Raw genomic sequence first — 14,985 nt, forward strand, 5'->3', positions numbered from 1 at the left:
GGCGGGTAGGGATCAGTCAATCCCCACAAATCCACCCGTCTGATGTTGCCACAGTCGCGCATACAACCCGCCATGGGCCAGCAGTTCGGCGTGGCTGCCGGTTTCGGCGATGCGGCCGTTTTCCAGTACCACCAACCGGTCCATCCGGGCGATGGTGGAGAGGCGGTGGGCGATGGCGATCACGGTCTTGCCTTGCATCAAGGTCTCGAGGCTTTCCTGGATCGCCGCCTCGACTTCCGAGTCCAGCGCTGAGGTTGCTTCGTCCATGATCAGGATCGGCGCGTCCTTGAGCAGTACCCGCGCGATAGCGATGCGTTGGCGCTGGCCGCCGGACAGTTTCACGCCGCGCTCACCCACGTGGGCATCGAAGCCGGTGCGGCCTTCGGCGTCCGACAGCAGTGGGATGAACTCATCGGCGCGGGCCTTGCGCACGGCCTCCCAGAGTTGCGCATCGGTAGCGTCGGGCTTGCCGTACAGCAGGTTGTCGCGAATCGAGCGGTGCAGCAGCGAGGTGTCCTGGGTGATCATGCCGATGCGTTCGCGCAGGCTTTCCTGGCCGACTTCGGCAATGTCCTGGCCGTCGATGAGGATGCGCCCGGCTTGCACGTCATAGAGGCGCAACAGCAGGTTGACCAAGGTGGATTTACCCGCGCCGGACGGGCCGATCAGGCCGATTTTCTCGCCGGGCCTGATGGTCAGGTTGAGGTCGCCGATCACTCCGCTTTTCTTGCCATAGTGGAAGTCCACATGCTCGAAACGCACTTCGCCCCGGGCCACCGCCAAGGGCTTGGCCTGGTCGCGGTCGGTGACGCTGACCGGTTGGGCGATGGTCTGCAAACCGTCCTGGACCATGCCGATATTTTCGAAGATGCCGTTGACCACCCACATGATCCAGCCGGACATGTTGACGATGCGGATCACCAGCCCGGTCGCCAGGGCAATGGCGCCGACGCTGATCAGCGATTGAGTCCACAGCCACAGTGCCAGCGCCGTGGTGCCGACGATCAGCAGGCCGTTCATGGTGGTGATGACCACGTCCATGCTGGTCACCACGCGGCCGGCCAACTGGGCTTTTTCGGTCTGTTCCTGGATGGCTTCGCGGGCGTATTGCTGTTCGAAGTTGGTATGGGCGAACAGCTTCAGGGTGGTGATGTTGGTGTAGCCATCGACGATCCGGCCCATGAGTTTGGAGCGGGCATCGGACGACACCACCGAGCGCTCCTTGACCCTCGGCACGAAATAACAGAGTGCGCCGATGTAGGCAGCGATCCAGATCAGCAGCGGGATCATCAGGCGCCAGTCGGCCTCGGCGAACAGCACCAGGGAACTGACGGCGTAGATCAGCACGTGCCACAACGCATCCACGGCTTGCACCGCCGAGTCACGCAGGGAGTTGCCGGTCTGCATGATGCGCTGGGCGATGCGTCCGGCGAAATCGTTCTGGAAGAAATTCAGGCTTTGCTTGAGCACGTAGCTATGATTTTGCCAGCGGATCAGGCTGGTCATGCCGGGGCTCAGGGTCTGGTGCACCAGCAGGTCATGCAGGGCCACGAAGATCGGCCGAAAGACCAGTGCCACCACGGCCATCCAGGCCAGTTCGAGGCCGTGGAGCTTGAAGAAGTCGACGTTGGGCGTGCCTTGGGTCAGGTCGATGATGCGGCTCAGGTAGCTGAACAGCGCCACCTCGATCAGCGCGCCGATCAGGCCCACCACCAGCAGCACGGCGAAGCTGGGCCAGACTTGTTTCAGGTAGTACGTGTAGAAGGGCAGGACGCGGTTCGGCGGGGCCGAGGTCGGGGCGTCGCGGAAGATGTCGATCAGTTTTTCGAAGCGGCGATAAACCATTTGTAAATGCCCTGGCAGGGGCTCTCCTTTTTGCTATGAGCGGCGCGGGATCACCGCCGCCGCTCAGGCTTGCCGTGCGCCTCTTCAGTCGATGCGCTTGGCCGACTTGATGAGCACAGGGTCGATCGGCACGTTTTGCATGCCTTGTTTGGTGGTGGTCTGGGAGTTGACGATGATGTCCACGACGTCCATGCCCTTGACCACTTTGGCGAACACCGCGTAACCGGCGTCACGGCCCGGGTCGAGGAATGCGTTGTCAGCCACGTTGATGAAGAACTGGCTGGTGGCCGAGTCCGGGTTGGACGTGCGCGCCATCGACAAGGTACCGCGAACGTTGTGCAGGCCATTGCTGGCTTCGTTCTTGATCGGGGCCTTGGTGTCTTTTTGCTGCATGCTCGTAGTGAAGCCGCCGCCCTGGGCCATGAAGCCCGGGATCACACGGTGGAAAATCGTGTTGTTGTAAAAGCCGCTGTCCACGTACTCCAGAAAGTTCTTGGTACTGATGGGGGCCTTGACCGGGTCCAGTTCGATTTCGATCTGGCCGTTGGTGGTTTCAAGCAGTACGTGTGGTGCCTTGGTCGGCTGAGCAGCCATCAGGTTGGCGGCAAACAGTACGGTGCCAGCGGCGAGGGCGATTTTTTTCAGCATGGGTTCAATGATCCTGAGTGGTGGAATCGGTTGCGGTGAAAAATTCGAGCAGGGTTTGGTTGAAGCGTTCGGGTTGATCCAGCGGGGTAGCGTGCCGTGAATCGGCGATGACCACCAGCCGTGCATCGGGCAGCAGTTTTACATAGGCTTCTTTCAGCGCCACCGGGGTGTAGTCGTGGTCGGCGCAAATGACCAGGGTTGGACAGGCGACCTGTGAAAGTCGTTCCTGGACGCCCCAGCCGACGATGGCATCGAAGCTGGCGAGATAAGCACGTTTGTCGTTTTTTGCCCAGCGCCGGGCCATTTCCAGGCGTAACTCGGTTTGCTCAGGCTTGGGAAACAACTTGGCGCCCAGGGCCTTGCCGATGGTTTCCAGGCTGAGGATACGCATCAGGCTCCAACGCTTGAACCATTGCCAGCAATCGTCGGGCGTGCGCACTTTGACTTCCGGCGCGCTGTTGACGATGCACAGGCTCTTGACCAGATGAGGTTCATCCACCGACAACTGAAAAGCGATCATGCCGCCCATGGACCAACCCACCAGATGCACCGGGCCTAGCGCCAGGTGTTCGATCAGGGCGATCAGGTCGGCGCTGAAACCTTCGATGCTGTAGCGCTCCCGCGGCTTGTCGGAGCGGCCGTGGCCGCGTACATCCACCACGATCAGGTGGTAACGGGCGGACAGCACCGGGATCTGCTTTTCCCAATCCCGGGTGCTGGAGCCCAACCCGTGGACCAGCAGCAAGGGCGCTCCGTGACCGTATTCCTCGTAGTGCAGGTTGCAACCTTCGTGTTCGAAATAGGCCATCGGCGAAGTCCTCGTCACGCTTGTTCAGGGGCGGCGAACGGCGCATCCAGCGGCGCAGTGTCGAAGGTGCGCAGCAATTCGATAAGGATTTGCGTGGCCGGGCCCAGGGGTTTTTCCTTGTTCGAATACAAATAGAAGCTCGGGTTGCGGCTGCCGCCCTGATCCAAGGGTAGCCGCTTAAGCGTGCCTTCCTTGAGTTCCCGTTCGATCATGTGCCGGGGCAGCCAGGCGAAGCCCAGGCCGCTGCCAACGAACGTCGCGGCGGTGGCCAGGCTGCCGACGGTCCAGCGTTGTTCGGCACCGAGCCAACCAACGTCGCGCGGTTGCTGGCGTCCGGAGTCGCGGATGACCACTTGCAACTGGCTCTCCAGGTCCTGGAACGTCAGTTCGCGGTTGAGGCGATGCAGGGCGTGTTCGGGATGGGCCACCGCGACGAACTCCACGTCGCTCAATTCAGCGCCCAGGTAACCAGGAATGCTGAAGCCGCTGATAGCCAGGTCGGCCACGCCTTCGAGCAGCACTTCTTCCACCCCCGACAGCACTTCTTCGCGCAACCGCACGCGGCAGCCGCGGCTCTGCGGCATGAACGCCGTCAGGGCCCGAACGAGGCGGGCGGTGGGGTAGGCGGCGTCGACCACCAGGCGCACTTCCGCTTCCCAGCCTTGCTCCATGTGGTGGGCCAGGTCTTCCAACTGGCTGGCCTGTTTCACCAGTTGCCGGGAGCGGCGCAGCAGCACGCCGCCGGCTTCGGTCAACACGGCTTTGCGCCCATCGATGCGCAGCAACGGTACGCCGAGCTGATCCTGCATACGGGCCACGGTGTAACTCACCGACGACTGGGAACGATGCAGCACTTCGGCGGCCTGGGCGAAGCCGCCATGATCCACCACGGCCTGTAATGTTCGCCATTGATCAAGGGTCACGCGGGGCGCTTTCAAATTGAGCTCCTCTTGTCCTAAGCTGGCGGTCCCTTGGTGGAGACTGCCGAATGAAGAAAATCTGTTGTGCGGTGCTGGCCCTGTTGCCGCTGACTGCGTTTGCCTATCCGATCGATGTGGAAAAACACCTCAACGGCCTGAGCATCGACTACAACGCCTATGACACCGATGCCGACATCGGTTCCATCCAGGTCAACAACTACGGCAGCACTGACGCGGCCTGCACCGTGGTGTTCAGCAATGGCCCCGAAGCACCGCGCACCCGCAAGATCGAAGTCGCCGCCGGCAAGTTCAAGAACGCCACGGCCAAGTTCAACCGCAACATCATCAAGCTGCGCATCAAGCTGACCTGCCAGCCGAAATAGCCCGGCAGCGGGGCAGGCACGCGTTGCTTGCTCCGCTTATAAACGAAATTATCGATGCTTTACAGCAATTATTTGCGCTTTTTCATCGATACGGCTGCGCTTAACCTTCACTCCATCGACTGACAACAATTTCCGATGGAGGCTACATCCCATGTCCCGCGTTCTGATCATCGAAAGCAGTGCCCGCCAGCAAGATTCGGTTTCCCGTCAACTGACCCAGACCTTCATCAGCCAATGGAAAACCGCACACCCAGCCGATGAAATCACTGTTCGTGACCTGGCCATCAACCCGGTGCCGCACCTGGACGCCAGCCTGCTGGGTGGCTGGATGAAACCTGTCGAGCAGCGCAATGACATCGAGAACGCTTCGCTGGAGCGCTCCAACCAGTTGACTGATGAATTGCTGGCCGCCGACGTTCTGGTGATGGCTGCGCCGATGTACAACTTCGCCATCCCCAGCACCTTGAAAGCCTGGCTCGACCACGTGCTGCGTGCCGGCGTGACCTTCAAGTACACCCCCACCGGCCCTCAAGGCCTGCTGGCTGGCAAACGCGCCTTTGTGCTGACCGCTCGCGGCGGTATCCATGCCGGTGGCAGCACCGACCATCAGGAACCCTACCTGCGTCAGGTCATGGGCTTCATCGGCATCCACGACGTGACCTTCATCCATGCCGAAGGCATGAACCTGGGAGGGGATTTCCAGGAGAAGGGTTTGAATCAGGCCAACGCCAAACTGTCCCAGGTCGCCTGATCCGTTAATCCTCGGATAATCGCCAGGTGGTCTAGTGACCTGGCGCTTCCCTTCAAACCGTTTTGCGCATCGAACCTCCCTTTGCACTTGTTGCTCCTGAGTGCAGTAGCCCGATTGAACGCTTTAGCGAGATCGGGCTTTTTTTTGGGAAATAGAATAACGCTGCCTTAGACTGAGCGGCCTCCCAAGTCCAGAGGGCAGGAAAGATGTGCAGGTCGCAGACTCACTTGGATTTGCCCAAGTCTCTCGACGCCTGCTGTGGTAATTTATGCGCGCAATTGCAGTAGGGAGGCTGTGATATGTTCAAAGTCAAACGCAAGACCTGGGCTTTATTCCTGGTCTACCTCATAGGGGCCGGTGGCTACATCTACTACCTCTATGTCGAGACGCAAAGCGTCCTTACTGAAAATATTAATAACAAGTTGCTGCATGCCGCGCTGGGCGCTTCGGCCATCCTTGGCGACCGTTACCATGACAACCTGGTCGATAAACAATCCAAATCACCGGCGCAAGACTGGGATACCATTCAGCGACTCTCCGGCTTTAACGAGTCCATGGGTACCGCGTTTGTCTATAGCGTGATCAAGCGGGGTGGAGACGCTTATCTGGTCAGTTCCAGCGCATCGCAGAAAGAAATTCAAGAGAAGAATTTCGTGCGTTTTTTCGACCCTTATCCCGATGCCAGCCAGGCGTTACTCGACAGTTTTGAGCGCACCAAGCCAACCTGGATCGACTACTCGGATCATTGGGGTGATTTTCGCGCGGTCTTTGTCCCATTAAAATCGCAAGACGGTACGGTGTATGTTGTCGGCGCGGAAATTACCCTGGCGGACTACTACCAGCAACTTAATCACGACTCCCTGTACCATATCGTCCTTGCCGTTCTGGTCTTTCTCGCGTTCATCCTCTTACGCATGCGTGCCCATCTCCAGCAACTGCGAGTCAACGAACACGTATTGAACCAGGCAAAAAATGCCGCCGAAGACGCTGATCGTTCAAAAACCAGATTTCTGGCCACGATGAGTCATGAAATCCGCACCCCGATGTACGGTGTCATTGGCGCCACGGAGTTGCTGGCCCGGTCCGCCCTGGATCCCGAGCAACGCCGTCTTCTCACAACGATTCATTCCAGTGGACGGACCCTGCTTTCTCTTATCGATAACATTCTCGATCTGGCGAAAATCGAAGCGGGCAAACTTGAATTGAAACCTCGTGTTTTTGAAGTGAGAACCCTGGTTTCATCGAGCATTGAAATGATCCGGCAAAATATCCAGGACAAACCAATCGTCCTTGAGGCGCAGTTCTCGCCGGACGTACCGCCCTTGGTCAAAACCGATATCGATTGTCTTCGCCAGATATTGATCAATTTGTTGGGCAATGCGGTCAAGTTCACCGAAGCCGGAAAAGTATCACTTTTGGTCACGACCAGCGGTTATGGTCCTCAAGCACGGCTCGACTTCGCCATACGCGATACTGGCATCGGTATCCCGATGGAACGGCAAGGCAGCCTGTTCAAGCCCTTTGCTCAGTTTAAAGAGTCGGACAACCAGCGCTTTACCGGGAGTGGGCTGGGGCTTTCGATCTGTAAAAATCTGCTCGAGGCGCAACAGGGGACTTTATCCTTCACCAGTCAGCCTGGTGTCGGCTCGACCTTCTCTTTCTCACTCCCCATGGAGCTTTTTTCAGTCTCGGAAATACCCATCAGGGATGATCATGCCGCGCCTGGCTTCGACTCATCTTTTGCCGGGGATTATCCCCTCGATATCCTGCTGGTGGAGAACCATCCGGTAAGCCAGAAAGTTGCCATGGCGATGCTGCAGGAGTTGGGCTATGCCCCCGCCCTTGCATCAGATGGCCTGGAAGCGGTCAATCGTTGTATGACGTCGACTCCAGAGATCATTTTTATGGATATCAACATGCCTGTTATGGATGGACTGGAGGCCGTTCGTAGAATCCGTGAACTGCCACGGGGCGATACTTGCTACATCGTCGCTTTCACCGCGAGCGCGTTTTCGAGCGAGATAGAACGTTTCAGGGCCGCCGGTGCCGATGACATTTTAACCAAGCCGGCGAACTTCCAGGCGTTGACCCGAGTGCTTCAGCGCGCCGCCAACTACCGACAGCAACGCCAGGGCCGCATGCCGGTCGTGGATACCATTTAAAGCCAGTGGGCTCAGGGGCGCACGAGCCTGTTGTCAGCGGCCCGCTGTATCGACTGTCACACCGCCATCTCGAGCAAGCTCGCTCCCACCGTTCAAAACCGCTATCTTCGCCGCCATTCGAGACGAGGGGCGTATGGGCTATCTACTTTTTGTGACGCTGATCCAGGCGTTTTCCTTCAGCCTGATTGGCGAATACCTGGCCGGGCATGTGGACAGTTATTTTGCGGTGCTGGTACGGGTCCTGCTGGCGGGGCTGGTGTTCATTCCGTTGACGCGCTGGCGCCAGGTGGAACCGTCGTTCATGCGTGGCATGCTGTTGATCGGCGCCTTGCAGTTTGGCGTGACCTACGTATGCCTGTACCTGAGCTTTCGAGTGTTGACGGTGCCCGAGGTGTTGCTCTTCACCATTCTCACGCCTTTGCACGTGACATTGATTGAAGACGCGCTGAACCGCCGCTTCAACCCTTGGGCGCTGATCGCGGCACTGGTGGCCGTGGCCGGCGCCGCAGTGATTCGCTACGACCGGATCAACCCGGACTTCTTCATGGGCTTTTTGCTGCTGCAACTGGCCAACTTCACCTACGCGGCCGGGCAGGTGCTCTACAAACACTTGGTGGCTCGTCATCCTAGCGACTTGCCGCACTATCGGCGTTTCGGCTACTTCTACCTCGGCGCGCTGGCGGTGGCCTTGCCGGCCTTCCTGCTGTTCGGCAAGGCGGACTTCTGGCCCGAAGCCCCGCTGCAATGGGGCGTGCTGGTGTTCCTCGGCCTGGTCTCTACCGCATTGGGTCTGTATTGGTGGAACAAGGGCGCGTGCCTGGTCAACGGTGGGACGCTGGCGGTGATGAACAACCTGCACGTGCCGGTGGGGCTGCTGGTGAATCTGCTGATCTGGAACCAGCACGAGGAGTTGGGGCGGTTGCTGCTGGGCGGGTCGGTGATATTGGCGGCGGTGTGGATCAGCCGGTTGGGGATACGCCAACCGCTGCCTGCACACTGAACCCCCTTGTGGTGAGGGTCAAACCACCTGCTTCTGCGGCTCCGGCAGGTGGCTCGCCCCCAGCACCGCCGGCAGCAACCCCGAACGCAGATCCGTGCCGCTGGGCTGTTGATACAGGTTCAAGCCGAACTCCGGCATCACGGCCAGCAGGTAATCGAAAATATCCCCCTGGATGCGCTCGTAGTCGGTCCATGCGGTGGTGCGGGTGAAGCAGTAGATTTCCAGCGGGATGCCTTGGGCCGTGGTCTGCAGCTGACGGACCATGCACGTCATGTTCGGCTGGATCTCCGGGTGGCTTTTCAAATAGGCGAGGGCGTAGGCGCGGAAGGTGCCGAGGTTGGTCATGCGCCGACGGTTGGCCGACATCGCCGCGACGTTGCCCTGGGCTTCGTTCCAGGCCTTGAGCTCGGCCTGTTTACGGCCGATGTAGTCGGTCAGCAGGCGCACCTGGGTCAGGCGCTGCTCTTCCTCGTCATGCAGAAAGCGCACGCCGCTGGCGTCGATGAACAGGCTGCGCTTGATCCGCCGTCCGCCGGACTGCTGCATGCCTCGCCAGTTCTTGAACGACTCGGACATCAGGCGCCAGGTAGGGATCGAGACAATGGTCTTGTCGAAGTTCTGCACCTTCACCGTGTGCAGCGTAATGTCTACCACATCGCCGTCGGCGCCGACCTGTGGCATCTCGATCCAGTCGCCGACCCGCAGCATGTCGTTGCTGGTCAATTGCACGCTGGCGACGAACGACAGCAGCGTGTCCTTGTACACCAACAGGATCACTGCCGACATCGCACCCAGGCCCGACAGCAGCAACAGTGGCGAGCGGTCGATCAGGGTGGCAACGATGATGATCGCGCCAAAGACATACAGCACCATCTTCGTCAGTTGCACGTAGCCTTTGATCGAGCGGGTTCGCGCATGTTCGGTGCGTGCGTACACGTCCAGCATGGCGCTGAGCAGGGCACTGAGGCTCAGCACCATGAACAGAATGGTGAAGGCCAGGGCGACATTGCCGAGGAAAATCATGCTGGTCTTGCTCAGTTCCGGCACCAGGTGCAGGCCGAACTGGATGATCAGTGACGGCGTCATCTGGGCCAGGCGATGGAAGACTTTGTTCTGGCGCAGGTCGTTGACCCAGTTCAAGGCAGGTTGGCGTCCAAGCAATTTGGCGGCGTGCAAAATCAGGTAGCGCGCCACGCGTCCGAGCACCAGGGCAATGAGCAGCAGCATCATCAGGGCGAGGCTGGAATGCAGGAGTGGGTGCTGGTCAAGGGCACCCCAGAGGTCTTGAATGTTGACCCAGAGTTGTTTGATGTCCATGGACGAAACGGTTCTTCTATAGAGACGCGACGGGGCGATTAGAGCATTTAAGCCTGTCCAAGTGACCGTTGAAGGGGGATTGGCGGCAAAAAAAGCCACTGATTGTCGGCGTTTGCATAAAGAAACTCGGCCTTCGCGCTCGAAACCGTTACCCTATGCAGCTGTTTTTTTGTATTTTTTCGAGGTAGCACCCGTGTTTTCCGAATTCGCCCTGCACGAACGCCTGCTCAAAGCCGTGGCCGAGCTTAAATTTGTCGAGCCTACGCCGGTGCAGGCAGCGGCTATTCCGCTCGCGCTCCAGGGGCGTGACCTGCGGGTGACGGCGCAAACCGGCAGTGGCAAGACCGCCGCGTTCGTGCTGCCGATCCTCAACCGCCTGATCGGCCCGGCCAAGGTCCGCGTCAGCATCAAGACCCTGATCCTGCTGCCGACCCGTGAGCTGGCCCAGCAGACCTTGAAGGAAGTGGAGCGCTTCTCGCAGTTCACCTTCATCAAGTCCGGCCTGATCACCGGCGGCGAAGACTTCAAGGTCCAGGCCGCCATGCTGCGCAAAGTGCCGGACATCCTGATCGGTACGCCGGGACGGATGATCGAGCAACTGAACGCCGGCAACCTCGACTTGAAAGAAGTCGAAGTGCTGGTGCTCGACGAAGCCGACCGCATGCTGGACATGGGCTTTGCCGAAGACGTGCAGCGCCTGGTGGACGAATGCGTCAACCGCCAGCAGACCATGCTGTTCTCCGCCACCACCGGCGGTTCGGGCCTGCGGGAGATGATCGCCAAGGTGCTGAACAACCCTGAGCATTTGCAGCTCAACGCGGTCAGCCAGCTGAACGCCACCACCCGCCAGCAGATCATCACCGCCGACCACAACCAGCACAAAGAACAGATCGTGAACTGGTTGCTGGCCAACGAGACCTACCAGAAAGCCATCGTCTTCACCAACACCCGGGCCATGGCCGACCGCATCTACGGCCGGCTGGTGGCTCAGGAATACAAGGCATTCGTGCTGCATGGCGATAAAGACCAGAAAGACCGCAAGCTGGCCATCGACCGCCTCAAGCAAGGCGGCGTGAAAATCCTCGTGGCCACCGACGTTGCCGCCCGCGGCCTGGACGTGGACGGCCTGGACCTGGTCATCAACTTTGACATGCCCCGTAGCGGCGACGAGTACGTGCACCGCATCGGTCGTACCGGTCGTGCCGGTAACGACGGCTTGGCGATCTCGCTGATCTGCCACGGCGACTGGAACCTGATGTCGAGCATCGAGCGCTACCTCAAGCAGAGCTTCGAGCGCCGCACCATCAAGGAAGTCAAAGGCACCTACGGCGGACCGAAAAAGGTCAAGGCCTCGGGCAAAGCGGTTGGCGTGAAGAAGAAAAAGGTCGACGCCAAGGGCGACAAAAAGAAAACCGGCGCCAAGGCTCCAACCAAACGCAAAATCGCCAACCGCCCGAAGACCGACGCCCTGTCGCTGGTCAGCAAGGACGGCATGGCCCCGCTCAAGCGCCGCAAGCCAGAGGCGCCTGCGGCTGACTGAAGCCGCGTTAGCGCTTGATAAAAAGAACCGGACCTTGGGTCCGGTTTTTTTATGGGTGAATACACAAATCCCCTCGCCACAAAAGCGGGTTGGGCTCGGCTGTGGCGAATCACCCAGCTTTCTTTTCCGCGCTCTTCAGTTCTTCCAAGCGCTTATCAATCAACTGGCACTTGTCCGGCAAATCCTTGCTGGCGGTTTTCAGGTCCATGTCCTGCAACTCGTCGTTGATTTCCTTGGCCTTGGCCGGGTTCTGTTCGGTGAGCTTGGTCACTTCCTTGGCCAATTGTTCGCGCTTGGCGGTCGCTTCCTCTGGCGTGCAAGTGGCCCAGGCGGGCAGGGCGCAGGTGAGGGTGGCGGCGAGGGTGAGTTTGATGAGGGGGTTCATGGCTGGGGCCTCGTATTCCTTGTTGGGCAGGTAATGGGTTGAGGCCAGTGCAGGGTGGAAAGTTCATTAGCCAGCCGTTTGGCCGGCGTTGCGTCGCTGGGCAGGCCCAGATACGGATTGAAGTCTTTTTCAGGATTTCCCTAGCCGATATGAAACCCTCGTCTACCATGGAGAAAGCGACTGGTAGCCCTATGCCTGCAACGCCGGGTCGCTGTTTCATACAGGATGTAAGTGCTTCATTAGCTAGGAGGCTAGCAATATGTCTGTCGCAATGCAGTCAATGACTTCCAGATCATCCAGCGCAGCTCACATCGAGCAATGGAACAACTACGCCTGCCAGGACGTATCCACGACCTGTGGTAGCCGTTAATTCAAAGGAATGAAACCTATGAGTCTTAGAGCGATATTCAGTCGGCTGATGTTGTGTCTGTGTGGTTTATTTGCGCTCTCATCGGCCTATGCGGAGAGTCTGATCATCGCCACACCGCAACAAGGTGTGGGCATAAAAGTCGATGTCTTTGACAAGCCCGACGCCTCAGACGGTATTCCTTCCTCGACGAGCTTGGTGAAGTTCGGCCTCCCAGCGGGGTTTATACCCGCGGTGCAGTCGTTCAAGGGAAAAATTTATATGTTCTGGTCCAATAATTATGATTCAGAGCATATCTATTCTTCCCATTCGACAGATGGGAAAAACTGGTCCCTTGCTAAAACTATCCCCGTGAATGGCTACCGATGGGGGGGTGATATTTCGGTGACTGTATTTAAGCAGAAGCTAGTGCTGACCTTTGCCGATCCTCAGCATCGCTTGAGGACCACCAGCTCTGCAGACGGTGTCAACTGGACCGATATTCAAACGGTCAATACCAGTCCTGTGGTCGGCGTTAACAGCCCTGTTGTGTATAACGGTCAATTATTTGTTTTTTATCACAAGGACGACGGCAAGGCTAAAACTGTTTATTACGTTAATTCGAATGATGGCCTTCTGTGGGGGCGGGAAACTCCAGCGTTCGAGGAAAGCACTGCCACGCCTCTGATCAAAGTGGTGCCGGTCGTCTATAACGGTACATTATGGGTCTATTACACCGTGGAAAATCGCCTCATGTACGCACGCACCTACGACCGTGGCGGCCACTGGGGAGATAGGCAAGAACTGAAAGGTATAAACAGTAAACTTTTCCTGAACAGTGCAACGATGATCAACGGTCGTGTGTTTGTCAGCAATAATACAAAAACTTTTTACTCAAGCGATGGGCTTAACTGGAATCCGTATTTCGCCGCGAGTGGACTTAATAACTTTTCCTCGGTATTGGGCGTTTCCTATGCCATTACCGCAAGCGATCTAACCGCACGCAACCCGCAACTGCCGTCGGACCTGGCCACAGGCCTCAGCCACACCGACTATGCAACCTTCGCCTGGCGCAGCTTTTTCGCACTAAACAATACAGCTGCGGCACCATTGCCCGCTAACCGCGGCGTCGGCAACCCCGCCAGCAGTTTTGCCGACTCGGGCAAGGTGCCAAAGTCTCCCAGCCCCTTGTTATGGCAAACCTTCGCGCACCGTACCGAGTTGTTTCCGGGTATGAACAGAAACGGCGCAGGCGGCCCTACGCGTCCGTTTGGTTCTGACCCGCAATACAGTTATATCGAGTTTCCCAACGGGGCGCCTTTGGCACCAGGCGCCAGTTATGCTCATTACAACAATCTGGATGAGGCAACCCAAATCGGTCAGAACGCCATATTTTTCCCGGTGAATCCTCCAAATGTGGCGAAGACAACAGATGCAAGGGGGGACTACGCGCCCTCAAAGGACAGCCAAATCCTGTTTGAGGCCAAGGCGAATCCGGTCATCTATGAGTATGCTCGGAAGCTGACGAGCTACCCCAATACAAATATCGTCCTGCCTGACGGCGCTGTGGAGGTCAAGGCGGCATGGCGCAAGCTGGCAGACATTCCGGTACAGAATCAATCGCGCTACCACACGGCAACTGTGGTGACGTATCAAGGCACCGACGCTAAGCCGGTGGCGCACAATGAAGACTACGCTTTGGTCGCCTTGCATATCATTCATAAGACGCCCAACTACCCGACCTTTATCTTCGCCACGTTCGAGCACGAAGATGCCCTGACATTGCCTGACGGCAAGTCGCCGACCGGTCTCTACTACATCGCCAACTACAACAGGATTGCCTACCCCAGCGCCACACCACTAGCGACTAATCCACCGGTCGCGACCTTCTCCGATGGCAACACAAACCATACGGTTACCCTGCCCAGGGAGGACTTCGTAGAGTCGAGCGTTAATCCGCGAATCTACTCCGGCACCAAGGGGATACCTAAGGGGCAGGCCGGCCCGATCACTGTAGTGCAACCGCCGACCGTCTTTAACGAAGTCGTTGCGGTCAACAATCAAGTCCAGGCGCTGATGGAGGGGAGCGGCGAATTCACCCATTCAGTCTGGAAGCACTACCGGCTTAAAGGGGTGCAAGCCATCCCTTCGAGCGAACAAACAGACCCGGATTACTACCTGGCTAATATCATGGTCGAAAGCAGTCAACCGGGGATCCAGCTGTTTCGCGGAAGCAACTCATTCCCCATTCCAGAGGACAGCGTGCTGACCAATACCCGTGACTTTAAGAACATCAGGGTGCCGGACTATGACCACAGCACGAAAAGCACCCTGACCATGGGCGGTTGCATGGGGTGTCACGGCATCGCCCAGAGCCAATTGCAACAAGGCTTCAGTTTCCTGTTTGATGCGATCAAACCACCCAAGGTCAAACCTCGTACGCCCAACTTCGTTGAGCCTACCGGCTTCAAGAACCCAGAAACTGTAGGCTTGCCGGATCCTCACACCATGAGTGAGCGGGCCCGGAAGTACGCTTTGGGCTTTCAGAGTCAGGACGTGGTTGAGGGTACGGGCAAGTAGCAGCCAAACACCTCGAGCAGGAGGGTCGCAACGCGGACCGTCCTGCTGTCTGAAACAGGAAAAAACCGGACCTTGAGTCCGGTTTTTTTATGGGTGAAAAACCAGGCTGGTTGGAGCGTGAGCCTGTGACGAGACCACGCTGTCATCCCCTCTATCCATTTGTAGGAGATTTCTAGCTATGCACAGGACCTTTCGTACCTACGTACGGGAGGCGTCTGATTCAGATGAACGGTCCCGAGAATAACCGCAAAGCTTAAGCGATTAAGTTGACGTCAAAATGATGGCTAACTAATATCGCGC

The 14,985-nt window shown here is 58.1% G+C and carries 12 protein-coding genes; 6 read left to right on the forward strand and 6 right to left on the reverse strand.

Features of this window, described 5'->3' with window-relative positions; translation table 11 throughout:
• Positions 1–12 precede the first annotated feature (12 nt).
• The 4 genes from ACWNZ1_RS00665 to ACWNZ1_RS00680 form a co-directional block, all read right to left on the reverse strand.
• Positions 13–1,845, reverse strand: a complete 1,833-nt coding sequence (locus tag ACWNZ1_RS00665; protein WP_135844227.1) for an ABC transporter ATP-binding protein — start codon at positions 1,843–1,845, stop codon at positions 13–15.
• Between the two features lie 84 nt (positions 1,846–1,929).
• Entirely contained in the window at positions 1,930–2,493 is a 564-nt protein-coding gene (locus ACWNZ1_RS00670) for a peptidylprolyl isomerase (RefSeq protein WP_135844228.1), read from the reverse strand.
• 4 nt (positions 2,494–2,497) lie between these two features.
• A complete protein-coding gene (locus ACWNZ1_RS00675; protein WP_256452343.1) occupies positions 2,498–3,301 on the reverse strand; it encodes an alpha/beta fold hydrolase in 804 nt (267 codons plus the stop codon).
• A 14-nt stretch (positions 3,302–3,315) separates the two neighbouring features.
• The gene (locus ACWNZ1_RS00680) at positions 3,316–4,239 is read right to left on the reverse strand and encodes a LysR family transcriptional regulator (protein WP_135844230.1); all 924 of its coding nucleotides are present in this window, start codon (positions 4,237–4,239) and stop codon (positions 3,316–3,318) included.
• A gap of 50 nt (positions 4,240–4,289) precedes the next feature.
• On the opposite strand from ACWNZ1_RS00680, the gene ACWNZ1_RS00685 reads away from it, so the two are divergent.
• The 4 genes from ACWNZ1_RS00685 to ACWNZ1_RS00700 all read left to right on the forward strand — a co-directional run bounded on the left by ACWNZ1_RS00685 (position 4,290) and on the right by ACWNZ1_RS00700 (position 8,517).
• On the forward strand, positions 4,290–4,604 hold the full coding sequence (locus ACWNZ1_RS00685) for a 3-phosphoglycerate kinase (RefSeq protein WP_135844231.1): 315 nt from the start codon (positions 4,290–4,292) through the stop codon (positions 4,602–4,604).
• 151 nt (positions 4,605–4,755) lie between these two features.
• The gene (locus ACWNZ1_RS00690) at positions 4,756–5,355 is read left to right on the forward strand and encodes an FMN-dependent NADH-azoreductase (RefSeq protein WP_456027286.1); all 600 of its coding nucleotides are present in this window, start codon (positions 4,756–4,758) and stop codon (positions 5,353–5,355) included.
• 299 nt (positions 5,356–5,654) lie between these two features.
• Complete coding sequence (locus ACWNZ1_RS00695) at positions 5,655–7,517, forward strand: ATP-binding protein (protein WP_135844233.1); 1,863 nt, start codon at positions 5,655–5,657, stop codon at positions 7,515–7,517.
• A gap of 133 nt (positions 7,518–7,650) precedes the next feature.
• Positions 7,651–8,517, forward strand: coding sequence for a carboxylate/amino acid/amine transporter (locus tag ACWNZ1_RS00700; RefSeq protein ID WP_256452347.1), 867 nt, complete (start codon positions 7,651–7,653; stop codon positions 8,515–8,517).
• Positions 8,518–8,535: 18 nt separating this feature from the next.
• Here the strand turns inward: ACWNZ1_RS00700 and ACWNZ1_RS00705 are convergent, their stop codons facing one another.
• Positions 8,536–9,834, reverse strand: coding sequence for a mechanosensitive ion channel family protein (locus ACWNZ1_RS00705; protein WP_135844235.1), 1,299 nt, complete (start codon positions 9,832–9,834; stop codon positions 8,536–8,538).
• 193 nt (positions 9,835–10,027) lie between these two features.
• Here ACWNZ1_RS00705 and ACWNZ1_RS00710 point away from each other — a divergent pair, with 193 nt between their 5' ends.
• Positions 10,028–11,374 carry a DEAD/DEAH box helicase gene (locus ACWNZ1_RS00710; RefSeq protein WP_135844236.1) on the forward strand — a complete coding sequence of 449 codons (1,347 nt, stop codon included), beginning with the start codon at positions 10,028–10,030 and terminating at the stop codon, positions 11,372–11,374.
• Between the two features lie 109 nt (positions 11,375–11,483).
• Here ACWNZ1_RS00710 and ACWNZ1_RS00715 read toward each other — a convergent pair whose 3' ends face one another.
• Positions 11,484–11,759, reverse strand: a complete 276-nt coding sequence (locus tag ACWNZ1_RS00715; protein ID WP_456027287.1) for a hypothetical protein — start codon at positions 11,757–11,759, stop codon at positions 11,484–11,486.
• A 388-nt stretch (positions 11,760–12,147) separates the two neighbouring features.
• Here ACWNZ1_RS00715 and ACWNZ1_RS00720 point away from each other — a divergent pair, with 388 nt between their 5' ends.
• Positions 12,148–14,685, forward strand: coding sequence for a glycoside hydrolase (locus ACWNZ1_RS00720; RefSeq protein ID WP_256452349.1), 2,538 nt, complete (start codon positions 12,148–12,150; stop codon positions 14,683–14,685).
• Positions 14,686–14,985 lie beyond the last annotated feature (300 nt).

The organism is Pseudomonas sp. CFBP 5748 (assembly GCF_053850495.1).

Excerpts from the sequence above, each read along its gene's own strand:
- ACWNZ1_RS00665 (WP_135844227.1), bottom strand. The coding sequence starts at position 1,845 with ATGGTTTATCGCCGCTTCGAAAAACTGATCGACATCTTCCGCGACGCC.
- ACWNZ1_RS00670 (WP_135844228.1), bottom strand. The coding sequence starts at position 2,493 with ATGCTGAAAAAAATCGCCCTCGCCGCTGGCACCGTACTGTTTGCCGCC.
- ACWNZ1_RS00675 (WP_256452343.1), bottom strand. The coding sequence starts at position 3,301 with ATGGCCTATTTCGAACACGAAGGTTGCAACCTGCACTACGAGGAATAC.
- ACWNZ1_RS00685 (WP_135844231.1), top strand. The coding sequence starts at position 4,290 with ATGAAGAAAATCTGTTGTGCGGTGCTGGCCCTGTTGCCGCTGACTGCG.
- ACWNZ1_RS00690 (WP_456027286.1), top strand. The coding sequence starts at position 4,756 with ATGTCCCGCGTTCTGATCATCGAAAGCAGTGCCCGCCAGCAAGATTCG.
- ACWNZ1_RS00695 (WP_135844233.1), top strand. The coding sequence starts at position 5,655 with ATGTTCAAAGTCAAACGCAAGACCTGGGCTTTATTCCTGGTCTACCTC.
- ACWNZ1_RS00700 (WP_256452347.1), top strand. The coding sequence starts at position 7,651 with ATGGGCTATCTACTTTTTGTGACGCTGATCCAGGCGTTTTCCTTCAGC.
- ACWNZ1_RS00705 (WP_135844235.1), bottom strand. The coding sequence starts at position 9,834 with ATGGACATCAAACAACTCTGGGTCAACATTCAAGACCTCTGGGGTGCC.
- ACWNZ1_RS00715 (WP_456027287.1), bottom strand. The coding sequence starts at position 11,759 with ATGAACCCCCTCATCAAACTCACCCTCGCCGCCACCCTCACCTGCGCC.
- ACWNZ1_RS00720 (WP_256452349.1), top strand. The coding sequence starts at position 12,148 with ATGAGTCTTAGAGCGATATTCAGTCGGCTGATGTTGTGTCTGTGTGGT.